Raw genomic sequence first — 22484 nt, forward strand, 5'->3', positions numbered from 1 at the left:
TCCTCGAAAGATTGCCATGAAACTTCTTCGCTATGGCCCCCGTGGCAGCGAGCGGCCGGGCCTGCTCGATCCTCAAGGACGCTTGCGCGATCTCTCGGCCCACGTGCCCGACATCGCCGGCACCTCTCTCGCACCGACCGAGCTCGACCGCCTGCGCGCGCTCGATCTGGCCAGTTTGCCGGAGGTCGGCGGCGACCCGCGTATCGGGCCTTGTGTCGGCGCGGTCGGTAAGCTGATCTGTGTCGGGCTCAACTACGCAGACCACGCGGCCGAATCGAACCTGCCGGTGCCTTCCGAGCCGGTGCTCTTTATGAAGGCGACGAGCGCGATCTGTGGTCCGAACGACGATGTCGAAATTCCACCGGGGGCCAGGAAGGTGGACTGGGAGGTGGAACTCGGCGTCGTGATCGGTCGACCTGGACGCTACATCCCCAAGCAGCGGGCACTCGAGCACGTGGCAGGCTATTGCATCGTCAACGACATCTCCGAGCGCGCCTACCAAACCGAGCGCGGTGGTCAATGGGACAAGGGCAAGGGCTGCGACACTTTCGGCCCTCTCGGACCGTGGCTCGTCACCCGCGACGAAGTACCTGACGCGCAAACACTCGATCTTTGGCTCGACGTGGACGGGCAGCGCCGCCAGAACGGCAATACGCGCACGATGATCTTCGACGTGCCCACACTTGTCTCCTACATCAGCCAATTCATGAGCTTGCAAGCGGGCGACGTGATCTCGACAGGCACACCGCCGGGCGTCGGCCTGGGCTGCAAACCGCAACCGATCTACCTCAACGCCGGTCAGACGATGACGCTCGGGATTGCCGGTCTCGGCAGCCAGCGTCAGCGACTCGTGGCTGCCGACGCGGAGGCGGTGGCATGAGTCAGCTCAGACCGGACTGGAAGCCAGCGGCCGGGTGACGACCGCTGTAATCGACTTGGCCGATGAGGCGCAGGTCGACGCGGCAATCCGGGCCACGCTGGAGGCGCACCGATCGATCGACATCCTCGTCGATAACGCTGGCATCACGGGCCGCAATGACGTCACCTGGACTATGGACGCATCGTGAACGTGGCGTCGATCGCCGGCAAGGCGCATGCGCGGTTATCCCCTGGATTTATGGCTGCAACTAAATCTTCGACGCGCACGAGGAGGCCCTCGCGGTGACGCCTGCCAGGTCTGGGCTGGCTCCGCGCTGCGAGTCCGGATGCTCGGGCCAGCTTCTGGAAGTCGGACGTGTAGTAGATCGTGGGCATGGAATTCCCTCAGATCTAGCGGAGGGCCGCGTGCGCCGCCGCGAGCGACTTGGCGATGTCCGCGATCTCGCGCAGCGCGGGCGCCACCGCAGATCGATCGAGCGTCAGCGCATGCCGCCAGACGCTGCAGCCGGTCGATGAGGCGATCGACGTCCTGGTGCGTCTCGTCCATGAGGTCGCGCACCTCCTCGCGGCGGTACGCCTTCAGCGCGCGTGCCAACACGCCGGTCAGTGCCTTGAGGCCTTCTCGTCGGGCGTCTGCAGATGCACGCCGGCGCTTCGGCGCAACGTGCCGGAGCGTGGTAACGCGCTAGGGCCTGTTCACACTATTTTTCCAAGTGCGAATGGGGTGGAAACAGCGCCAATCGAGGCGCGCGACGACGGCCGGACTGGGTGTCTGGCCTAGGAGTGCAACGACGAGTGGCGCTGTTTCCACCCCATTCCCTTCGGGTTGCGGCCAAAAAGGCCATGCGCGGCGTTGCGAGGCCTTGCCGGGGGACGACCCCGGCTGCGTTTCGCGCCTTGCGCATGGCCTTTTTGATCCGCAACGCATCTTGGAAAAATAGTGTGAACAGGCCCTAGCTGTGATTCGATGCCCCAAGCAGGCAGAACATGGACAACCTGGTCTTCTTTCTTGTTGCCCGCCTTTGTGCCTTCCTCCTTCGCATTTCGACAGCATTGGCGCAGTTCGCGATAAACGCCCTGCAACGGCGCACCGACGATCTGCAGCGCATATGCCCACGCCTGGCGCGCTCCGATCCCGAGGGCGCAGCCGACAAGACCCGCCGCGACCGCCGGTATGCCGAAGTAGTAGGCGCCGAGCGGCCAGAGCATGAATCCGAACGTATGGCCAGCGACCTGCGTGAAGGTTAGCGGGCCATCCCTGGCGAACAGGTTCCACTGCATCGCGACTGTGTAGGGTTTGGCAGGCGGACGCTTCGCCAGTCTCTCTATCGCTGCCACGAGCTGCTCTTCGTACCCCTTGAGCACTTCAGACTTGAATCCACCCCCTCTTTCGCAGAAACCATGTCGCATTGAAAGAAGAAGCGAGCAAGCTGCAGGCCGCTTGACCCTGACCGCGATGTGTCGCGTGCCGGCTGTACCGTCCAGCGGTGACTACGCTGCACACGCGCGAGTGCGATGCGGGCTCGAGCGTTGGCGACTCGAGCGGTCAAGTGATTGCCATCGGCATCTCCGTGATTCCTTGTGGCTATTACCTGATGCGCACATCTCACTATGCAGCGGCAGTGGCGCTAAACACAATCCTTCACAAAAGGGGAGACAAAACAAAGGACACAGAACGAAGTTGATCAGATATAGGCCGCGTGGCAACTAAACCCGGTTTCCCTGTGTCCTGGCCAGACGATCGGTCTTGGTATCCAGGGTCTGGGCGACCAATGTCAGATAACAGTATTCGCTCATTGAGGATGATCATGAACAGCATCAAGGGTCAAGTCGCCGTTGTCACCGGCGGCGCGCAAGGTATCGGCTTGGCGGTCGCGAAGCGACTCTTGGCCGGGGACGCCAAGGTCGCGCTCTGGGACGCCAACCAACAGGCGCTTCACGAGGCGAGGGAAGCGCTTCAGTCGGATGCGGTATCCACGGTAGCGGTGGACGTCACCTCACTCGAGCAGGTGCAGGCGGCCACGCGGGAAACTGAAAGCGAGGTCGGGCCTATCGCAATCCTGGTGCACAGCGCGGGCATTGCCGGAGCCAATGCGCCGCTTATCGAGTACGACCCGAACGAATGGAAGAAGGTGTTGTCCGTGAATCTGGACGGTACTTTCAACGTCAATCGCAGCATCGCCGCGGGCATGGCGGAACGCAACTACGGCCGCATCGTCAATGTCGCGTCAATCGCCGGAAAAGAGGGAAACCCGAACGCGTGCGCCTACAGCGCGTCGAAGGCCGGAGTGATTGCACTCACCAAGAGTCTCGGTAAGGAACTGGCTGCCCGCGACGTAGCGGTGAACGCGATCACGCCGGCGGCGGCGCGGACCAAAATCTTCGACCAGATGTCGCAGCAGCACATCGACTACATGCTGTCCAAGATTCCCCGGAATCGATTCCTGGAAGTCGATGAGGTCGCATCGATGGTGGCTTGGCTGGTGTCCCCAGAGAACTCCTTCACCACGGGTGCCGTCTTTGACTTGTCCGGCGGAAGAGCCACATACTGAAATTGGCATCACAAAGTACCGCGTTGGACCTCCAGTCGCTAGCTCAATTGAACGCCGATCCGGCGGCAATCACAGTTCGTGCGAACGCACTTTGGTGAACCATTGAAGAATTTCTCGCGGATGTCCGCAAGCGCAAAGAGCCCGGTTCCATTGCCAACGCTGGTATCGGATCGATCTGCCACGCGGTGGCAGCGGCGTTTGGCGATAAGAAAAGGATGGCATTCATCGCGGCAACGTTGCGCAGTCACGAGTGCAACCGTGCATGGGTCAAGCTATATACGTGGAGACAGCAGGCTGAACACCTTCATACAACCACCCATACGCGACGGCCCTTCATGACCCTCGCGTCGACTGGGGCCCGCTCGCTGTAGCGCGCCTCGCACGTGGAAAGTTCAACTTTCCCAACCTGACAGCGAATCAGATGCCCCGTTCAGCGGGCGTTTGAGGTGCAGCTCGCCTCCGAGGTGCCGAAAGGCGTGGACGGAAGGCACACATTCCAGCCATTTCGACAGCTGGACGGCGGTCCATGTTGCCTGCTCCCCGGGCAGGGGCTTTCGTGTGCCGCCTTTTTTACTTTCTTACTTTTGCAGCCAAGCAAACCATATGGAGACAAGGATGACAAAGCAACACGCAAAGCACGCATGGGTTCTACTTCTTCTGGCGGGAGTGTCGGCGCCCACCATGGCGCAATCGAACCTCTCGATCAACGGTGTCGTTGATCAGGGAGTGCGTCACACGTCGCTCGCGTCCGGCGGATCGCTGACCGAAGTATCGAAGAACTGGGACAACCGCCTGGGGTTCACCGGAACGGAGGACTTGGGTGGCGGGCTCAAGGCTTTTTTCGGGCTCGAGATGGGCTTCAGTGCTGATACCGGCACCTTGAACGGCAACCTGGCGTTCGACCGCTATTCGCGGGTGGGGCTTTCGGGCAGCTTCGGCGAGTTCTTCCTCGGACGGTTCTACTCGCCGGCACACGTCGCAGCGGCGATGGTCGATCCCTGGGGGGTGGAAGGCCCCGCGGGCAACTTCAAATACACCAATGCCAACGCGTTCGCAAACGGCAATCTCGGCGGCGTTCGCATGTCTAACAGTGTGCAGTACGTGTCGCCCACGATGGGCGGCTTCACGCTGTGGCTGGCCGCCGCTCCGAGCGAGGGCGGCGCCACGACCGGTGTCAATTCGAGTCGCACCTCGGGGTCGCTCAAGTACAGCAGCGGTCCGATCACCATCACGACCGCGTTCGATCGTGCCGACGCCGACAACCGCTTCTGGCTGGTGAACGGCTCGTATGACTTCGGCGCTTTCGACGTTCGCCTCCACTACTCCGCGTCCAAGCTCGCGGGCTCCTCCGGGTCGTCTTGGCTGGCTGCGTCCAACATCCCCGTGACCGCGTCCAACGTGCTGATGGTCGGCTACGGCAAGTACGACGACAAGGGACCGGCGAACGCCGACTCGAGCAAGTTCACCGTCGGGGCCAAGCACTACCTGAGCAGGCGGACCAACCTCTATCTCAACGTCGCGTCCGAAGGCATCAATGGCATGCCGCACCGCCAAACCATGAGCGAAGTGGGCATCACGCACAGCTTCTAATCGCGGGCATCGCGGAAAGGTCGGCCATCGACCTTTCCGCATAAGGAATACAAGGAGGCAGGTTGTTGCACAAGGAGTTCGAATAGGCAGCATCACTGCTCCGAGCGGGTCCACGTGCCATGCGGTCTACGGCGGCTTCGGCCCGCTGGCCGCATGTCTTCCGACGTCGACGCGCATCAAGGCCGCACAGCTCACACAGCTGCTTGCAGGCGAAAGCGAGCGTGTCGTGGCGTGTCATGACCACCTTCGCTCGTTGCGGCTTGAAGTCGGTGGGTACTTGGACGCGGCACCGCGTACGCAATGGGCGTGGTGCCGGCCGCTTTGGAAAAATTCGACCTGCTGACCAAGAGCTGCTCAAATGCTGCAGTATTTCGGCACGCCTCCGGCTGTACACCGTTCACGCCGACATTTTTCGAGGTCTGCGAGATGTGGAGCTCTCGTCGGTGCTGCGTCCCGTGCTCGAGGCGTGGCTGAATGAATCCTGGATCAGGATCGACACGTTCCAGATGGATGTCGCGCTTGCTCTAGGGAAGGTCTTGCGAGGACGTCCCCACCTACACCGCCGTTGATGGCGCAGGCCCATGACCCGATGCGGGGTGGGGCCTCGCGGTAACGGCATCAAGTGCCAAAGTGGAAGTTCGTCGCAACCACTTGAGAGCTGGAGGCCCTACCATGCAATCTGACGCAACGCTGCCAGTCATCGGAATGGATGTTGCCAAGAATGTGTTTCAGCTCCACGTTGTGGATGCCAAGACGGGCGAGCTCCAACGATACAAGCTCAGGCGCGATCGGGTCACTACCTTCTTTGTCAATCGTCAGAGGTCGCTCGTAGCGCGGGAGGCCTGTGGCGGCACCCAGCACTGGGCCAGAACGCTGCAGGCGTTGGGGCATGAAGTGAAGCTGCTGCCCGCCAAGCATGTCCGCCCCTTTGTCCTGCGTGACAAGACCAATGCCCGTGATGCCCAGGCCATCTGGGGCAGCCCAGCAACTTCACATCAATGCCGTGCCGGGCAAGAACGAGCAGCTGCAAGCTTGTCTGACCCTGCCCCGGATGCGCGCTCAACTCATGAAGGTGCGGACATGCAAACTCACCCGAGATGAAGGAGCAGGTTGACCACCTCTCTCCAGCGCTCATGGCTTCCTCACGCGCGTCGTCGCCTCAAGCGCAGCCAGAGGCTCAGCACCTCACCCCACCGCCGGCAACACCTCACCCCGACTCTCCCCGAACCCGATCCGCGCCGCGCCCGGCTTCTCACACCAGCCGCGCAGGATCACGGTGTCGCCGTCTTCCAGGAAGCGGCGCTGCGCGCCGATGCCGGGCAGGGGTACGTCCTTGGTGCCGCCCACGCTGAGTTCGACGATGGCGCCGGCCTGATCCGGCGTGGGGCCAGAGATGGTGCCGGTGCCCAGCAGGTCGCCGGGCTGCAGGTTGCAGCCGCCCACGCTGTGCTGCGCCACCATCTGCGCGATGGTCCAGTACTGGTGGCGGAAGCTCGTGGCCGAAAGGCGGTCGGGCGCGATGCCGCGTTCGCGGTGTTCGCGTGCTTCCAGGCGCACCTCCAGCTGCACGTCGACGCTGCCTTCGGCGTTGTTGGCGGGGCTGTCCAGGTAGGCCAGTGGCTGCGGTTCGTCGGCCGGGTGTGAGAAGGGCACGCGGTAGGGCGCGAGCGCTTCCATCGTCACGATCCAGGGCGAGACGGTGGTGCAGAAGTTCTTGCCCAGGAAGGGGCCGAGCGGGTTCATTTCCCAGAACTGGTGGTCGCGCGCCGACCAGTCGTTGAGCAGGCACATGCCGAAGATGTGCTGTTCGGCCTCGGCCAGCGGAATCGGCTCGCCCATGGCGTTGCCGGGGCCGATGTAGAAGCCCATCTCCAGTTCGTAGTCCAGCCGCTTGCAGGCGCCGTACACCGGCGCGCTCGCGCCCGGCGCCATGGCCTGGCCCATGGGGCGGCGGAAGGCGGTGCCGCTGACGACGACGCTGGAAGCGCGGCCGTGGTACGCGATCGGCAGCCACTGGAAGTTGGGCGTGAGCGGGTCGTCGGGCCGGATCACGCGGCCGACGTTGCGCGCGTGGTGGATGGATGTGTAGAAGTCGGTGTAGTCGCCGATGCGCGTGGGCACGCGGTGTTCCACCTCGGTCAGCGGCACCAGGCTGGCGCGCAGCGCGTTCACGCCCGGGCCGCTGGCGCCGGTCTTGAGCAGGTCGAACAGGGCGTGGCGCAGCGCGCGCCAGGCCGTCGGGCCCATGGCCAGGAAGTCGTTGAGCGCGTCGCCCGCGCAGGCGTTGACGGCCTTCACCGCCGCCGCGCCCGACACGGCGCCGGCCTTGGCGATGGCCGCGAGGTCGATCACCTGGTCGCCGATGGCCACGCCACCGCGGAAGGCCTCGCTGGAGCCCTTGCGGCGGAACACGCCGAACGGCAGGTTCTGGATCGGGAAGTCGGTGCCCGGCGCGTTGGCCGATTCGAGCCAGCTGCGTGTGTTCGCGTCGTGGGTGTGGTTCAGTTCCATGGTGTTCAAGCGGCCGTGGCCTGCAATGCGTCGTCGAAGATGGCGACCGCGCGCGTCCAGCCGGCGGACGCGCCACGGATCTTGTGCGGGAAGCAGCTGATGAAGAAGCCGTCGGCCGGCAGGGCCTCCAGGTTGTGCAGCTTCTCGATGTGGCAGTAGCCGATGTCGCGCCCGGCCTTGTGGCCTTCCCAGATCAGGCTGGCGTCCTTGGTCTCGCCGTATTTCTGCGCGGTGTGCACGAAGGGCGCGTCCCAGCTCCAGGCGTCGGTGCCGGTCAGGCGCACGCCGCGCTCCAGCAAATACATGGTGGCCTCGTAGCCCATGCCGCAGCCGGCCGACACGTAGTCGTTGTGGCCGTAGCGCGAACCGGCGCGCGTGTTCACCACCACGATCTCCAGCGGCTTGATGGTGTGCTGGATGCGCTTGAGCTCGGCCTCGACGTCGGCGGCGGTCACCACGTAGCCGTCGGCAAAGTGGCGAAAGTCCAACTTCACGCCGGGCTGGAAGCACCACTCCAGCGGCACGTCGTGGATGGCGATGGCAGGCTTCTTCTCGCCCAGCGCCTTGTCCATGGTGGAGTGGAAGTGGTAGGGCGCGTCCAGGTGCGTGCCGTTGTGCGTGGAGAGCTGCACCAGCTCCACCGCCCAGCCTTCGCCGTCGGGCAGGTCTTCCTTTTTCAAACCGGGGAAGAAGGGCTCGATCTGCTCGAAGGTGTGCTCGTGCGTGAAGTACTGGATCTTGGGCGCGAAGGCCGGTGGATCGCTCAGCACGTCGTTCTCAAGGTAGATGGACAGGTCGACGAATTGGCGTGGCATGGGGGCCTCCTTCAGTAACGGAAATGATCGGTGCGTGGGGTGCTACCAGTGCACCATGGGCAGCCCCGCCACCGGGGACTGGAAGTACGGGATGCGCGTGCCCAGCAGGCTGCCGAGGTACACCGTGCGCAGGTCGGGCCCACCGAAGGTGAGGCTGGCCATCCAGGGCGCGATGCCGCCGCGCGCGCGCTGCATGTCTTCGGCGGTGGCGGTGCCATCTGTCATGCGTTGCACGAGCGCGCGCGCCGGCTCGCCGTTGCTGTCGTCGAGCAGCATGCGCTTGTCACCTTGCGGCGTGAGCGCGATCAGCTGGTCGACCATCACCAGCGTGCACCAGAGGTTGCCGAAGCTGTCGAAGGCGATGCCGTCGGGTGGGCCGCCCAGGTGCGTGGGGCCGAACACCTCGCGCCCGGTCAGTCGCACGCCGGCCGTGCCGGTTTCGTCCAGCCGCATGCGCGTGATGTGCGGGCCGGTGGTCTCCACGATGTAGAGCCACTCCTCGCGCGCGTCCATCCGCACCTCGTTGGTGAAATGAAAACCGTCGGCCACCACGCGCAGGCCGTGCTCGTCGAGCACCGCGATGTAGCCGTCCTTCACGCGCCGCGCGGCGGCGGCCGTCCAGGGGTTCACGCGCGTGGAGATGGTGAGCCAGATGCGGTTCCTGCTGTCGCGCAGCACGAAGTTGACCTTGCCGATGGGCAGGCCGTCGATGCGGTCGTGCAGCGTGCGCGTGCGGCCGTCGCGCGCCATCAGCTCCAGGCAGTCGGTGCCGAAATTGGCAATCAGGAAGTTGCCCCCGGCATCGAAGGCCATGCCGTTGGGCAGCGTGCCCTGGGTGAACTTGGCTTCGAAGGCGTCGGCGGTGGTGGTGGCCGCGCTGGCAAAGCGCTCGTCCGCGCGCTGGCCCACGAACTGCTGCGAGCCGTCGGGCGCGATGCGCGTGACGCCACCGCGCGCATCGGCCGCCCACAGCGTGCCGTCGCGTTCGGCCAGGATGCACTCGGGGCGCTGCAGGTCCTGGCCCACGTAGCGGATGGCGGCGCGGTCGACCGTGAAGCCGTCGAGGGGATTGGGCAGGCTCATTTCAGCAACACCAGGCTGAGTTGCGGGAAGACCATGAGCAGCAGCAGCACGCCCACCATGATCAGCGTGAACGGCGCGGTGCCGCGGAAGATGTCGCCGAGCGAAATGCGCGGGTCGTTGAGCGAACTCTTGACCACATAGGCCGAGAGGCCGAAGGGCGGCGTGAGCAGGCCGATCTCCACCGCCACCACAGTGACCACGCCGAACCAGATCAGGTTCATGCCGAACTGCTCCGCGATGGGCAGCATCAGCGGCAACACGATCAGCAGGATGGACGAGGAATCGATGACGGTACCCAGCAGGATGACGATGGCCACGTAGACCAGCAGGAAGGCCAGCGGCCCGAACCCGGCCTGGCCGATCATCTCCATGAGGAACTGCGGCATGCCCGACATGGCCAGCATGCGGGTGTAGATGCTGGCGCAGATGATGAGGAAGCTCACCGCCACGGTGACGTGCCCGGTTTCGGTCAGCACTTCCCAGAAGGTGCGCGCGGTCAGCTTGCGCCGCAGCACGGCGATCAGCAAGGCCAGCGCGGCACCCACGGCCCCGGCTTCGGTGGCGGTGAACAGCCCGCCGTAGAGGCCGCCGAGCACGCCGCCGATCATCACCACGATGGGCACCAGCTTGAGCAGCATCGTGCCGGGCCCCATGTCGGCGCCGTCGGGCACCGGCATGTCGCCACCGGCGTACACCAGGGACGGTTTGAAGATCGCCGCGAGCACGATGCCGGCCGCGAACGCAAACGCCAGCAGCAGGCCGGGCACGATGCCGGCGGTGAACAGGTCGCCCACCGACTGGTTGGCGAGGAAGCCGTAGAGGATCATCAGCAGGCTGGGCGGGATCAGCATGCCCAGCACCGAGGAGCCCGCCACCACGCCCACCGCGAAGCGCGGCTGGTAGCCGAAGCGCATCATCTGCGGCACGGCCACGCGGGTAAACACCGCGGCCGATGCGATCGAGATGCCGGTGATGGCGGCGAACACCGCGTTGGACGCCACGGTGGCCACGCCCAGGCCGCCGCGCAGGCGGCGCAGCAGCTGGTTGGCGACCTCGAAGGCGTCCTTGCCGATGTCGGCCTTGGCGACCAGGAAACCGGTCAGCACGAACAGCGGCACCACGCCGAAGATGTGGCTTGCGATGGCGTCGCTGGAGGCCTGGGCCAGCAGGTTGGCGGCCACGCCCACGTCCTCGCGGATGATCCAGATGCCGACGAAGGACACCAGGCCCAGCACCACGGCCACGTGCAGACCACCCCAGATCAGCAGCAGCATCAGGCCCAGCGAGAGCACGGCCACGGTGGTCGCGCTCATGAACGGATTCCCCTGGTTTGTGCCGCGAGCCGGGCGGCGCGCTTCATGTCCATCGCGGCCAGCAGCAGGAAGGTCAGGGCGGTCACGCTCAGGCCCACCAGCATCATCAGGCGCACCGGCCACACCGGCGCGGTGAAGTCGCCGAGCGCGCCCACGTACTCGCGCATGCGGATGGACTCCATCAGCGAAGGCCAGGCGGCCCAGAGGATGACCAGCATCAGCGCCGCACCCAGCAGGTGGTAGAGCGCCTGCAGGGCCGCGGCCAGCGGCGGGCGGGTGCGCTTGAGCCGGTCCAGCAGCATGTCGGCGCGGGTGAAGCGCCCGCTGCGCAAGGTGTCGGCGAGTTGCAGGAACACGATGCCCACGATGGACAGCGACACCAGCTCGGTCACGCCACGCACCGGCGCGTCGAACCCGGTGCGGCCCACGATGTCGGTGTTGATGAGCAGCATCAGCCCGATGATGATCAGCGTGCCCAGGGCATTGAGCCCCTGGGTCAGGCGGTGCAGCCCGAAGGGCAGCGGCTGGTTGTAGGCGTCCGGCGAGGCCGCGTCCGGGGTGGGCGCGGCCTCGCCGGGCATCGGCGTGGGCAGGGTCATGCGGGCTCCGGCTTCTTGCTTACTTGACCGACCAGTCGCGCGGCAGGCTGGCGCCGCTCTTCTTCAGGCCGTCCATGTAGGCCTTGAGCACTTCCTGGCCGGGCGCGCCCTTGCCTTGCAGGTCGGCGGCCCAGGTCTGCGCGACGTTGGGAATGGTCTCGGCCCAGCGCGTGCGCTCGGCAGCGGGCAGTTCGCTGATGGTGGCGCCGGCCTCGCCCATCTTCTGCAGCAGCGCGGTGGCGGTGGCGTTCTGCGCATCCGCGAAGCGCTTGTCGTACTCCATGCCGACCTCGCGGAACACCTGCTGCACGGCGGGCGGAAGGCCGTCGAAGCGGCGCTTGTTCATCACGACGGCACCGGCGTACATGGAGCCAAAGTTGACCTTGGTGATGTAGGGCGCGACCTCGTGCAGCTTGGCGCCCCAGGCGCCGGTGCTGAAGGTGATGGCACCGTTGGACACGCCGGACTTGATGTCCTCGTAGTACGTGGGCAGCGAGCCGGCCACCGCCACCGCGCCGGTGTTGCGGATCCAGTTGGCCGAGGGGCCGGGCGCGCTGATCTTCTTGCCCTTGAGGTCGTCGATCGACTTCACCGGGAAATTGGTCCACAGGTGGTATGTGTCCAGCGCGGTGCCGCCCAGGTACACCAGGCCGTTCTTCGTCCAGGCGTCGCCCATGGCCGGGATGCTCTTCTGCATGTCGGACACGATGGCGCCCACAGCGCCCAGGTTCTCGGTGCCGAAGGGCGTCACGTAGCTCACGTTCTGCATCGGGAAGCGGGCGGCCTCGAAGATCGTGCCGACGAAACCGAAGTCGGCCACGCCATCGGCAATGCCCCTGGACTCGCTGCCGATCTTGATCAGCGTGCCGCCCCAGGCTTTGGTCCACTCCACCTTGTGCGTGTTGCCCGCGGCGGCCAGGCGCTTGTCCACCTCCGGGATGTAGAACTCGTCGAGCAGCTTGACCCACAGGAACACCGGCGGGTGGCCGCCGGCTGCCGTGAGCTTGATCACCTGCTGGGCCTGCGCGCCGGACAGGCCGCCCAGTGTCAGGGCTGCTGCCAGCAGCGTGGTCTGGAAGATTCGACGGTTCATGCTTGTCTCCTGGTGGTGGATGAAGAGGGCGCTCTGCGGCGCGTGGTGGGGGAAACGGGCAGCAGCGCAGCAATGCCTGCCGTGATGAAGTCGACCAGCAGCTCGCCGGCGGCCGGGTCGTGGGCCTGGGCATGGCCGTGCGAGAGCGTGGGCATGCGGTGGTCGCTGATGTGGTGCAGCAGCGCGCCCAGGGCGAACTGGTAGGCCCAGGCAACCAGGGTACGGTCAAAGCCGGGGCGCGTGGCGTGCAGCGCGTCGATGAAGCGGTGCGCCAGCGGATCGAAGAACTCGACCAGCACGCGCTGGGTTTCGGGTGTCTGGCGCGCCAGCTCGCGCGCCACCAGCTGCGCGTAGTACTCGCCTTCCGGGCTCGCCCGCTGGGCCAGCACCGGGCGCACGAAGGCCTCCACCACCGGGCGCAGCTGATCGCCCTTGCGCGGCGGCGCATGGGTGACTTCGTCCAGCAACGCCAGGCGCTGCTCGGCCGTGGCCTGCCAGTGCACGAAGATGGCGTGAAACAGCTCGTGCTTGGGGCCGTAGTAGTAGCCCACCAGTGCCAGCGGAACGCCCGCCTCCTCGGCGATCTGGCGGATGGTCACGCCGTGGTAGCCGAACTGCGCGAACAGGCGTTCGGCCGCGAGCAGGATCGCCTGCTTGCGGTCGGGCCGCGGCGCGGCAGCCCCGCCCCGCGCGTGGCTGCGGGCGGCCTGGGCGGGGGTTCTGGCGCGACTGGGCATGGGCGGGACTGTACGGGCGTACAAAAAATTGCACACTCGTACAAACCCTGAGCACACGCGACTTGCAATCGGGGTTTCGCGCATTACGCTTGGCGCCCATGGAGACATCACAAGACACCCCGCCCTACATCCCGCAGATTCGCCTGTACCAGCAATGGCTCGCGGAACACCGCGGCCTGCGGTTCGACGACTACGACGCGCTCTGGCGCTGGTCCATTACCGAGCTCGACGCGTTCTGGCAGAGCATCTGGGACTACTTCGACCTGCAGTCGCCCACGCCACACACCGCGGTGCTGGCGAAGAACGTGATGCCCGGCGCGCCGTGGTTCCCGGGGGCGCGCGTGAATTACACGCAGCAGGTGTTCCGCCACGTGCAGGCGGCCCACGCGGCGGGGTTTCCGGCGGTGATTGCCTGCAACGAAAAGGGCCGGCGTGTGGAGCTGGACTGGCCCGAGCTGCGCCGCCAGGTCGCCGCGCTCGCGCTGCACCTGCGCGAACAGGGCGTGCAGCCGGGTGACCGCGTGGCCGCCTACCTGCCCAACATTCCCGAGGCCATGGTGGCCTTCCTGGCCACGGTGTCCATTGGCGGTGTGTGGAGCATCTGCGCGCCCGACATGGGTACGAACGCGGTGCTCGACCGCTTCCGCCAGATCGAACCCGTGGTGCTGATCGCCTGCGACGGCGTGAGCTACGGCGGGCGCGACCACGACCGCCTGGGCGTGGTGGCCGAGCTGCGCGCGGCGCTGCCGACGGTGCGCCACGTGGTGCTGCACACCAACCTGGCCGAAGGCGAGGCCGCGCAGACCGCCGCCCTGCAGGCGGCGGCGCCATGCACCGCCTTCGCCGCAGCCACCGCGCGCGACGACGCCGCCACCACCGCCTTCGAACCCGTGTGGCTGCCGTTCGACCACCCGCTGTGGATCGTCTACTCCAGTGGCACCACCGGCCTGCCCAAGCCCATCGTGCACGGCCACGGGGGCACGCTCATCGTCGGGCTGGCGCTGAAGATCCTGCACAACGACATCGGCTGCAGCTACGAATCCAACAGCTGGGGCGAGCGCTACCACTGGTACAGCTCCACCGGCTGGGTGATGTGGAACGCACAGACCAGCGGCCTGCTCAACGGCACCACCTGCGTGATCTACGACGGCAACCCCGGTGGCAGCAAGGACAAGCCCGACTGGACCACGCTCTGGCGCTTCGCGGCCAGGGAGGGCGTGACCTTCTTCGGCGCCGGCGCGGCCTTCTTTGCCAATTGCCTCAAGGCCGGCGTGGACCTGACCACCTGCGGCGATCTCTCAGCCGTGCGCGCGCTCGGCACCACGGGTTCGCCGCTGTCGGAAGACGCGCAGAACTGGGGCACCGAGCAGTTCCGGCGCGTGCGGCGTGCTTTGCTCCCTCTCCCAAAGGGAGAGGGAGCAGGAGAGGACATCTGGTGGTGCAACATCAGCGGTGGTACGGATTTCGCGGGTGCGTTCATTGGCGGCAACCGCGAGCTGCCGCAGACCCCCGGCCGCATGCAGTGCCGCCTGCTCGGCTGCGCGGTCGAGGCGTGGAACGAGCAGGGCCAGCCGGTGATGGACGAGGTGGGCGAGCTGGTGTGCGCGCAGCCCATTCCGTCGATGCCGCTGTACTTCGTCGGCGACGTGGACAACCAGCGCCTGCTCGGCAGCTACTTCGACAGCTACCCGCCCGGCCAGGGCCGCAAGCCCGGCGGTGGTGACCTGGATGCCGGCGCAGGCGCGGTCTGGCGCCACGGCGACTGGTTGCGTGTGCACCCCGACGGCTCCTGCGTGATCTACGGCCGCTCCGACGCCACCATCAACCGCCACGGCCTGCGCATGGGCACGAGCGAGCTCTACAGCGCGGTAGAAGCCCTGCCCGAGGTGATGGACTCGATGGTGGTGGACCTCGAGTACCTGGGCCGCGAGAGCTACATGCCGCTGTTCGTCGTGCTGCGCGAGGGTGTGCCGTTGGACGAGGCGCTGCGCCGACGCATCACCGACAGCATCAAGACCGCGCTCTCACCCCGCTTCGTGCCCAACGACGTGTTCCAGGTGCCCGAGATTCCGCGCACGCTCTCGGGCAAGAAGCAGGAACTGCCAATCAAGAAGCTGCTGCTCGGCCAGCCGCTGGAGAAGGTCATCAACCGCGAGGCCATGGCCAATCCGGGTTGCCTGGACTGGTACGTGAAGTTCGCTGCAACGAGGCCCCGGGTCTAGGCGTCCCTGAATCCTGGCCGGACCCCGGGGTTCAGGCCTGGAGCAGCCATTCCCGTGAACATTGGCGCAGTCGCAGCGGGCAGCCGATGAAGTGGCCCGCTTGTCTCGTCATAAAATCGTGTCGCTCAGAAGGCGGCCGCGATAGACGCCCTGGCGAAGGGGGCCCTGCGCCATGGGGGGCAGCAGGCGAGAGATCACAAGCGCACAAGCGCGCCGACACGGCAAACGAGAGAATGGATGTGAGCAATCGATACCGGCAGGCGCCTCACGGTGCGGGAGAGCCCGGTCCCAAGACCCTCACAAGCTCATGCGTCGGGCATTGAAGGCATGCCTTCAATGAAGCGGGTCACCGATCAGACACCGATGCCTGAAAGCACCGACCTTCGAGAACTGCTGCTCGCGCGGATTGCGGAGTGTGGCGACCACCCGGCCTACATGTTTCTGGGCGACGATCTGGAGGCCGTCGATGTCCTGAGCTACGAAGCGCTCGGGCGTGCCGCCGAAGCCATAGCCCTGAGGCTGCGCGTGAACACCCATCCGGGTGACCGGGTGCTGCTCGCGTTCAACAATGACCTTGAAGCGGTACAGCTGTTCTGGGGCTGTGTTCTGGCCGGTGTGATTCCCATCCCGGCGCCTGCACCCGATATCAAGCATGCGCAGGGCAATGATTCGCGATTGCGTGGCATCACCACCGATGCGGCCGTGGCGCTGGCCGTGACCCATGAAAGCCACCTGGAAGCAGGTCGCACACAGATCCCTGAGTTGCCGTGGCACTCGCTGCAGACTTTGATGGTTGCGCCTCAAGTGTCGGCTCCTGCGGCCGCACCCGCCATCGATGGTCTGACGGACGTTGTTTACCTGCAGTACACGTCGGGATCCACCAGTGCCCCGCGAGGGGTCCAGATCACCCACGCCAACCTGCTGGCGCAATGCCATGCACTGATGATCGGTCTGGATACCTGCCGCGGCAGGGGGCTGATCTGGCTGCCCTGGTTCCACGACTACGGGCTGGTGCATGGCGTGGTCCAGCCCCTCTACTCGGGCGGTACCGCGTTTCTGATGTCCACCGCGCAGTTCATGCTGCGGCCCTTGAGGTGGCTCGAAGCCATCGAGAAGCATCGTGTGACGCACAGTGGCGCCCCCAACTTTGCTTACGCCGCCTGCGTGCAGGCCCTGGCCCGCAAGCCCGGGTGGAGTGCCCGGCTGGACTGCTGGCAGCTGGCCACCTGCGGCGCGGAGCCTGTCCGCGCTGCCACGCTGGACGCTTTCGCCTCTGCCTTCGCACCTTTCGGGTTCAACCACGCTGCGCTGGCGCCGTCCTATGGCCTGGCCGAAGCGGTTCTGGCGGTCACTGTGCGAGACACCCGCATGCCTTTGCTGCAGATCGCCTTCGATGCGCAGGCCATCGAACGCCACGAGGTGCAGACCGCACTGGCGGAAACGCCCCGGACCCGAACCCTGGTGGGGTGTGGTCCGGCGTTGCCGGGCTTTCAGCTGCGCATCGTGGACCCCGATACCGCTGTGGCGTGCGCCCCCGGTCGCATCGGCGAAATCTGGGTGACCGGACCGAGCGTCGGGCAGGGATACTGGGGGCAGCCCGAGGTGTCGGCCGCGTGTTTTGGAGCGACGCTGGCGGATGAGGGTGCCGACGCGGTGCGCTACCTGCGAACCGGCGATCTGGGCTTCATGCACGGTGGCGAACTGTTCGTGTCGGGTCGCCGCAAGGACCTGATCGTGGTGAACGGGCGCAACCTGTATCCGCAAGACCTGGAGCGAACCGCCGAGATGGCCAACGCAAACATCCGTGTCGGCGGCTGCATCGCTTTCTCGGTGGACACAGGGCTCAAGGAAGCCGTGGTCGTGCTGGTGGAATGCAGCCGGCGCCCCTCTCCTGGCGTCGTGCGTGAACTGATCAACGGGATTCAGAGGCAGGTGGCCATCGAGCACCAGCTTGATCTGTACGACATCGTGCCGTTGCGCGCGGGCACCCTGCCTCGCACGTCCAGCGGCAAGCCCCAGCGCGGCGTCGCGCAGCGCCTTTATCTGCAAGGGGCGCTGGAGCCGCTGCGACTGGCAGCGCAGGCACCATCGCATCCTGCGTTGTCGCCGACAGACGAGCCTGACGCGGCGCTCATCGAGACGCTGTGCCAGATGTGGTCCGATGTCCTGGGGCACGAGGTGATCGAGCCCGATGCGAACTTCTTCGACCTCGGCGGTGACTCCCTGCTCGCCACGCAGCTGGTATCGCGTCTGCGAACCCGGCTGGGGGTCGAGCTGTCGATCCGGGCGCTGTTCGAGAGTCCTACGGTGCGGGGGCTCGCACGCGCGCTGGCCGATGCACAGGCGGCACCGGTCGAATCGCCCTACCTCCGGATGGGGAAGATGGCGAGCCCTCCGAGCTCGCGCGCACCGGGAACGCATGTCGCGCTGTCGTTCTCCCAGGAGCGCATGTGGTTCATGCACGAACTCGCACCTGCGAGCAGTGCCTACAACGTGCCACTGGCGCTTCGCCTGCATGGCGTGCTCGATGTCGCCGCCATGCGGACCGCGCTGGCGCGTGTGATCGAGCGGCATGAAATCCTGCGAACCCGCTTCGTCAAGGCGGCGGACGGCGTGCATGGTGAAGTCGTGTCGGCACCGCTAGTGCCTGTTGAGGAAGTGCGGCTTGCCTCCAACGGATGGACCGCATCCGAAGAGGTGTTGCACCGCCACCTCGCAAAGGTCGCTTCCGTGCCCTTCCAGCTGGACGAGTGCCCGCTGATTCGCGTCCAGGTGGTCCACATCGCCGAGCGGGAGGCCGTGCTGCTGATCGTGATGCACCACATCATCAGCGACCAATGGTCGTTCGCCCAGTTGGGCGGGGAACTGGCTGCGCACTACAGTGCCACGCTGACCGGCATGGAAGCATCCTTGCCGATCTTTCCGTTGCAGTACGCCGACTACGCGAACTGGCACCGCGGCTGGTTTGAAGGCGAGCGGCGGGCACACGAACTGGCCTTCTGGTCCCGTCGCCTGAACGGTCTGGAGCCCCTGCCACTGAACGAGGACTTTCCGCGGCCTCGGCAACAGAGCTTCCGGGGCGCTGCCCTGCGCTTTCCCCTGGCTCTGGACGACATTGCCGCGCTGCGCCGCCTCGGCACCGCCCACGGCGCCAGCTTGTCCATGGTGCTGATCTCCGCGCTCAACGTGATGCTGTGCCGGCACACGGGCAGGACGGACATCGCAGTCGGTGTGCCTATTGCCAACCGCCACCAGCTTGCCGCCGAGAACCTCATCGGCACCCTGGTGAACACGCTGGTGTTTCGCACGGATTTGAGCGGTGACCCGGATTTTCGAACGGTGTTGTCGCGCGTGCGCGATGTTTCCCTGGAGGCCTTTGCGCACCAGGACATGCCGTTCGAACTGTTGGTCCGCGAACTGGGCGGGCGGCCTGACGCCAGCCGCCAGCCCCTGTTCAACGTGATGTTCAACCAGGTGAATTCGCAGGTTCGCGATTGCCGTTTCGAGGGGTTGACATGGTCCCGGCTCGATTTCGACCGGACATCGACACAGTTCGACCTGACCGTCATCGCCGACATGCTGTACGACCACTCCATCGTGCTGGAGTACGCCACCGACTTGTTCGCGCGCGAGACGGTCCAGCGCATGGGTGAGCATCTTCAGAACATCCTGCGCGCTGCCGTCCGCGCATCCGAAACCTGCGTGTCCACAATCCCGTTGCTGGGCGAGGACGAACGTGCCACGCTGCACAACTGGTCGCTTGGACCGGCCGAGCCGCCAGCGGCCCGATCGGTGGTCGAGTGGGTTGCACACGGCATCCGGCATTCCGCGCAGCAGGTCGCGCTGGTCTTCGGCGCCGTGCAACTGACGCACCACGAACTTGACGAGGCCTCGAACCGCCTGGCCCGATGGATGCGCCAGCGCGGGATCGCTCGCGGCTCCCGCGTCGGACTCTGCCTGCCCCGTGGCCCCGATCTCGTCATCACGATGCTGGCCATCCTGAAAGCCGGGGCGGCTTTTGTTCCTCTGGACCCCGCTTACCCGAGTCAGCGGCTGCATGCCCAGATTGACGATGCCGATCTGGCGCTGCTGGTCACGCAGAGATCGGTGGCGCCAGCGCTCGAGCACCCGCCGAGCCTGCTGCTGGACGTGGACCGCTCGCTGGTCGCGGCCACGCCAGCCGATCCACTGGATGCCGACCCCGGTCTCGACCCGGGGCCGGAAGACCCTGCCTACCTGATCTACACCTCGGGATCCACAGGCCAACCCAAGGGCGTCGTGGTGCCGCACCGGGCCGTGGTCAACCTCCTCGCCAGCATGGCGCGCACGCCCGGCTTCACCCCGCAAGACCGCCTGCTGGCGGTGACCACCCCCAGCTTCGACATTGCGGTGCTCGAACTGCTGCTGCCGCTGGGCGTGGGCGGGACGGTGGTTGTCGCCAGCGAAGCGCAGGCCACCGACGGTCGGGCACTGGCACAGTTGATGGTCCGCGAGAACATCACGGTTCTGCAGGCCACGCCTTCGCGGTGGCACCTGCTGATCGACTCCGGATGGAATGGAAGCCCGCACCTCAAGGCCCTTGTGGGGGGCGAGCCCCTGCCCCCCAGCCTGGCCTCGCAATTGCGGGACCGCTGTGCCGAGGTCTGGAACATGTACGGACCTACCGAAACCACGGTGTGGTCGAGCTGCTGGAGGGTGTCCTCAGACGCCACGCAGGCCATTGCGCTGGGGCGTCCGGTGGCAAACACCTCGATCCAGGTCCTCGACGAGCGCGGTCAGCTGTGCCCGATCGGCGTTCCTGGCGAGATCTGCATCGGCGGTACCGGCGTGGCGCTGGGTTACTACAAGCGCCAGGCGTTGACCGCAGAGAGCTTCATTGATCAACCCGATGCCCAGACCCCTGAAAACAGGCGCATCTACCGCACGGGCGACCGCGGACGCTGGCGACACGATGGATCGCTGGAGCATGCCGGCCGGCTGGACGACCAGGTCAAGGTGCGCGGGTTTCGGGTGGAGCTCGGCGAGATCGAAACGAATCTGCTGGGTCACGCGGGGGTGTCGCGTGCGGTCGTGGTGCTTCGGGAAGACCTGCCGGGCCAGCCCATGCTGGTTGCCTACGTGGTGCCCGATGGGCCCATGCCCTCGCGCGAACGCTTGCGCCAGCACCTGCGCCAGTTTTTGCCAGATCACATGGTGCCCGGTTTTTTCGTCGAACTGGCCTCCTTGCCCACGCTGCCCAACGGCAAAACGAACCGCCGGGCCTTGCCCGCTCCATCGCGCAACCAGACGGGCGCAGGAGCTGCAGCGGAGGCTCCTCGCAACGCCACCGAAGCGACCATCTTCACGATCTGGCAGGAGGCTTTGCGGGTCGACAACCTCGGCATCCACGACAACTTCTTCGATCTGGGGGGGCATTCGATGCAGGTTGTAGGCGTGGTGAGTCGCATCGAGGCGGCACTGGAACGCCCCTGCCCGCTGGGCCTTCTGTTCGAGCACCCGACGGTGGCGGACCTGGCCACCGCGCTGGCGCAGAACCGGCCGGCAGACACGGAAGGCGCGCCGGTTGCCGTGCTTCAGCCCCATGGCGACGGCCCCGGCCTGTTCCTGCTGGCTGGCGCGGAACAGTACCGCCACCTGGCGCAGCAGCTGGGCCCGCAGATGCCGGTGTATGGCGTGTTCTCGAAAACCGAGATCGACCTGTTGCATTGGCCGGTGGACGCCGCGCCGCCCAGGGTGTCGATCGAGACGCTGGCACTCGAGTACCTCGACCTGATCCGCGGCGTTCAGCCCCACGGCCCGTACTTCCTCGGGGGCTTCTCCATCGGTGGCGCGCTGGCCTATGAAGTCGCCCGGCGGCTGCGGCAGGCCGGCGAGGACATCGGTTTGATCGTCCTGCTCGACACCATGCTGCCAGGGCGCGGCCTCAAGCACCTGTGGGCGGGCGTGCGCCGGCGCCTGCGCCTTTTCCGGCTCCAGGGCCTGCGCCACCTGCTGCATATCTGCCGCGTGTATCGGGGCCAGTTCGTGGCCCGCCAGGAGCCCGGAATGCGGCGAAACGGCGCCTATGCGAAGGCCATTCGCGACTACCAAGCCGTGCCCAGCGACATGCCGGTTTTGTTCCTGCAGGCGGGTGACGACGCTTCCACCGCACCCGCCTATGGCTGGCGGTCGCTGGTGCCTGGGTTGACGGTGGAGCGGGTGCCCGGCAAACACATGGACATCATGGAGCCACCCAACGTCCATGTGCTCGTGTCCCGCATGCGGGAGCCCGTGGCGGCGGCCAGGGCCGCGCAGGGCCCCGCAGCGAGCCGCGGGGCGGCGGGGCGCGGCCCCCTCAGTGCGCGACGGTGAAGCGCCGGCGGATGTGCTTTGGCCGTTCCATTTCGTCGACGATCGCCACCGCCAGGTCGGCCACCGAGATGCCGGCCGGTGCATCGCCCTTACCCGGCAGCAACTGGTCGCCGCCCACGCGGTACGTACCGGTGCGCGCGCCCGGCGCCAGCGCGATCGGGGGCGAGATGAAGCTCCATGCCAGGCCGGATTCGCCGCGCAGCCGCGTGAGCAGGTCGCGCGCGGCCAGGGCGCCCTGTTTCCACTCGGCGGGGAACTCGGGCGTGTCCACCAGCTGCAGGCCGGGCGCCACCTCCAGGCTGCCCGCGCCGCCCACGGCCAGCACGCGTTGCAAGCCGGCCCGTTTCGCACCAGCGAGGATGGCGTCGTAGCCCTGGCCGAACAGGCGGTGGATCTCGGCCTCGCCCCAGCCGGGGTTGAAAGCGCTCACCAGCGCGTCCTGGCCCGCGAGCGCGGCGGCCACCTGGGCGGCGTCCTGCACGTCCGCCTTCACCACCTGCAGACCGGTTTGCGGCGGCAGTTTCCCGGGGTCGCGCGCCAGCGCGGTCACGGCGTGGCCGCGCGAGAGCAGTTCGGTGAGCACGGCGCTGCCGACGAAACCGGTGGCACCAATGAGGGCGATCTTCATGACATGACTCCTGTGAAAAGAAAGGGTTTGCAGATGACATTGAGTGTCATACCTACATAAGATCGGCGGTAGACCGCGAATTCAGCTTTCTTTTTGTAGAAAAACTAACAA

General features: G+C 66.2%; 16 protein-coding genes. 8 read left to right on the top strand and 8 right to left on the bottom strand.

Going from position 1 to position 22484, the window contains the following annotated elements:
* Window positions 1-16: 16 nt before the first annotated feature.
* From K5880_RS03745 to K5880_RS03770, 6 genes are all read left to right on the top strand, one after another.
* Entirely contained in the window at window positions 17-880 is an 864-nt protein-coding gene (locus K5880_RS03745) for a fumarylacetoacetate hydrolase family protein (protein ID WP_297648854.1), read from the top strand.
* The gene (locus tag K5880_RS03750; RefSeq protein ID WP_297648857.1) at window positions 819-1067 is read left to right on the top strand and encodes an SDR family NAD(P)-dependent oxidoreductase; all 249 of its coding nucleotides are present in this window, start codon (window positions 819-821) and stop codon (window positions 1065-1067) included. Before K5880_RS03745 ends, K5880_RS03750 begins: the two co-directional genes overlap by 62 nt.
* Before the next feature lie 799 nt (window positions 1068-1866).
* On the top strand, window positions 1867-2127 hold the full coding sequence (locus K5880_RS03755) for a hypothetical protein (RefSeq protein ID WP_297648860.1): 261 nt from the start codon (window positions 1867-1869) through the stop codon (window positions 2125-2127).
* Between the two features lie 560 nt (window positions 2128-2687).
* On the top strand, window positions 2688-3431 hold the full coding sequence (locus K5880_RS03760; RefSeq protein ID WP_297648862.1) for an SDR family NAD(P)-dependent oxidoreductase: 744 nt from the start codon (window positions 2688-2690) through the stop codon (window positions 3429-3431).
* A gap of 615 nt (window positions 3432-4046) precedes the next feature.
* Window positions 4047-5021: a porin gene (locus tag K5880_RS03765; RefSeq protein ID WP_297648865.1), complete on the top strand. Its 975-nt coding sequence runs from the start codon at window positions 4047-4049 to the stop codon at window positions 5019-5021.
* Window positions 5022-5693: 672 nt separating this feature from the next.
* The gene (locus K5880_RS03770; RefSeq protein ID WP_297648868.1) at window positions 5694-6122 is read left to right on the top strand and encodes a hypothetical protein; all 429 of its coding nucleotides are present in this window, start codon (window positions 5694-5696) and stop codon (window positions 6120-6122) included.
* A gap of 84 nt (window positions 6123-6206) precedes the next feature.
* On the opposite strand, the gene fahA is transcribed toward K5880_RS03770, so the two are convergent.
* The 7 genes from fahA to K5880_RS03805 are packed head-to-tail and all read right to left on the bottom strand — an operon-like array spanning window position 6207 to window position 13172.
* The gene (fahA, locus tag K5880_RS03775) at window positions 6207-7532 is read right to left on the bottom strand and encodes a fumarylacetoacetase (protein ID WP_297648871.1); all 1326 of its coding nucleotides are present in this window, start codon (window positions 7530-7532) and stop codon (window positions 6207-6209) included.
* A gap of 5 nt (window positions 7533-7537) precedes the next feature.
* On the bottom strand, window positions 7538-8347 hold the full coding sequence (locus K5880_RS03780) for a cyclase family protein (RefSeq protein WP_297648874.1): 810 nt from the start codon (window positions 8345-8347) through the stop codon (window positions 7538-7540).
* Window positions 8348-8389: 42 nt separating this feature from the next.
* Window positions 8390-9430 carry an SMP-30/gluconolactonase/LRE family protein gene (locus tag K5880_RS03785; protein ID WP_297648876.1) on the bottom strand — a complete coding sequence of 347 codons (1041 nt, stop codon included), beginning with the start codon at window positions 9428-9430 and terminating at the stop codon, window positions 8390-8392.
* Window positions 9427-10743: a TRAP transporter large permease subunit gene (locus tag K5880_RS03790; protein ID WP_297648878.1), complete on the bottom strand. Its 1317-nt coding sequence runs from the start codon at window positions 10741-10743 to the stop codon at window positions 9427-9429. Before K5880_RS03790 ends, K5880_RS03785 begins: the two co-directional genes overlap by 4 nt.
* Entirely contained in the window at window positions 10740-11342 is a 603-nt protein-coding gene (locus K5880_RS03795) for a TRAP transporter small permease (protein ID WP_297648881.1), read from the bottom strand. Before K5880_RS03795 ends, K5880_RS03790 begins: the two co-directional genes overlap by 4 nt.
* 19 nt (window positions 11343-11361) lie before the next feature.
* The gene (locus K5880_RS03800) at window positions 11362-12435 is read right to left on the bottom strand and encodes a C4-dicarboxylate TRAP transporter substrate-binding protein (RefSeq protein ID WP_297648884.1); all 1074 of its coding nucleotides are present in this window, start codon (window positions 12433-12435) and stop codon (window positions 11362-11364) included.
* The gene (locus tag K5880_RS03805) at window positions 12432-13172 is read right to left on the bottom strand and encodes a TetR/AcrR family transcriptional regulator (RefSeq protein WP_297648887.1); all 741 of its coding nucleotides are present in this window, start codon (window positions 13170-13172) and stop codon (window positions 12432-12434) included. Before K5880_RS03805 ends, K5880_RS03800 begins: the two co-directional genes overlap by 4 nt.
* 98 nt (window positions 13173-13270) lie before the next feature.
* Here K5880_RS03805 and K5880_RS03810 point away from each other — a divergent pair, with 98 nt between their 5' ends.
* Together K5880_RS03810 and K5880_RS03815 are read left to right on the top strand one after the other, a co-directional pair.
* A complete protein-coding gene (locus K5880_RS03810; RefSeq protein WP_297648889.1) occupies window positions 13271-15394 on the top strand; it encodes an acetoacetate--CoA ligase in 2124 nt (707 codons plus the stop codon).
* Window positions 15395-15757: 363 nt separating this feature from the next.
* Entirely contained in the window at window positions 15758-21745 is a 5988-nt protein-coding gene (locus K5880_RS03815; protein ID WP_297648891.1) for a non-ribosomal peptide synthetase, read from the top strand.
* Here K5880_RS03815 and K5880_RS03820 read toward each other — a convergent pair.
* Window positions 21729-22373 carry an NAD(P)H-binding protein gene (locus K5880_RS03820; RefSeq protein WP_297648894.1) on the bottom strand — a complete coding sequence of 215 codons (645 nt, stop codon included), beginning with the start codon at window positions 22371-22373 and terminating at the stop codon, window positions 21729-21731. The two genes, K5880_RS03815 and K5880_RS03820, sit on opposite strands and share 17 nt — an antisense overlap.
* Between the last annotated feature and the right edge of the window lie 111 nt (window positions 22374-22484).

The organism is Hydrogenophaga sp., from assembly GCF_025699295.1.
Taxonomy (GTDB): Bacteria; Pseudomonadota; Gammaproteobacteria; order Burkholderiales; family Burkholderiaceae_C; genus Hydrogenophaga.

What these genes read in the sequence shown, in the direction of transcription:
- K5880_RS03745 (WP_297648854.1), top strand. Translation starts at nt 17, where the DNA reads ATGAAACTTCTTCGCTATGGCCCCCGTGGCAGCGAGCGGCCGGGCCTG.
- K5880_RS03755 (WP_297648860.1), top strand. Translation starts at nt 1,867, where the DNA reads ATGGACAACCTGGTCTTCTTTCTTGTTGCCCGCCTTTGTGCCTTCCTC.
- K5880_RS03760 (WP_297648862.1), top strand. Translation starts at nt 2,688, where the DNA reads ATGAACAGCATCAAGGGTCAAGTCGCCGTTGTCACCGGCGGCGCGCAA.
- K5880_RS03765 (WP_297648865.1), top strand. Translation starts at nt 4,047, where the DNA reads ATGACAAAGCAACACGCAAAGCACGCATGGGTTCTACTTCTTCTGGCG.
- K5880_RS03770 (WP_297648868.1), top strand. Translation starts at nt 5,694, where the DNA reads ATGCAATCTGACGCAACGCTGCCAGTCATCGGAATGGATGTTGCCAAG.
- fahA (WP_297648871.1), bottom strand. Translation starts at nt 7,532, where the DNA reads ATGGAACTGAACCACACCCACGACGCGAACACACGCAGCTGGCTCGAA.
- K5880_RS03780 (WP_297648874.1), bottom strand. Translation starts at nt 8,347, where the DNA reads ATGCCACGCCAATTCGTCGACCTGTCCATCTACCTTGAGAACGACGTG.
- K5880_RS03785 (WP_297648876.1), bottom strand. Translation starts at nt 9,430, where the DNA reads ATGAGCCTGCCCAATCCCCTCGACGGCTTCACGGTCGACCGCGCCGCC.
- K5880_RS03790 (WP_297648878.1), bottom strand. Translation starts at nt 10,743, where the DNA reads ATGAGCGCGACCACCGTGGCCGTGCTCTCGCTGGGCCTGATGCTGCTG.
- K5880_RS03795 (WP_297648881.1), bottom strand. Translation starts at nt 11,342, where the DNA reads ATGACCCTGCCCACGCCGATGCCCGGCGAGGCCGCGCCCACCCCGGAC.
- K5880_RS03800 (WP_297648884.1), bottom strand. Translation starts at nt 12,435, where the DNA reads ATGAACCGTCGAATCTTCCAGACCACGCTGCTGGCAGCAGCCCTGACA.
- K5880_RS03805 (WP_297648887.1), bottom strand. Translation starts at nt 13,172, where the DNA reads ATGCCCAGTCGCGCCAGAACCCCCGCCCAGGCCGCCCGCAGCCACGCG.
- K5880_RS03810 (WP_297648889.1), top strand. Translation starts at nt 13,271, where the DNA reads ATGGAGACATCACAAGACACCCCGCCCTACATCCCGCAGATTCGCCTG.
- K5880_RS03815 (WP_297648891.1), top strand. Translation starts at nt 15,758, where the DNA reads ATGCCTGAAAGCACCGACCTTCGAGAACTGCTGCTCGCGCGGATTGCG.
- K5880_RS03820 (WP_297648894.1), bottom strand. Translation starts at nt 22,373, where the DNA reads ATGAAGATCGCCCTCATTGGTGCCACCGGTTTCGTCGGCAGCGCCGTG.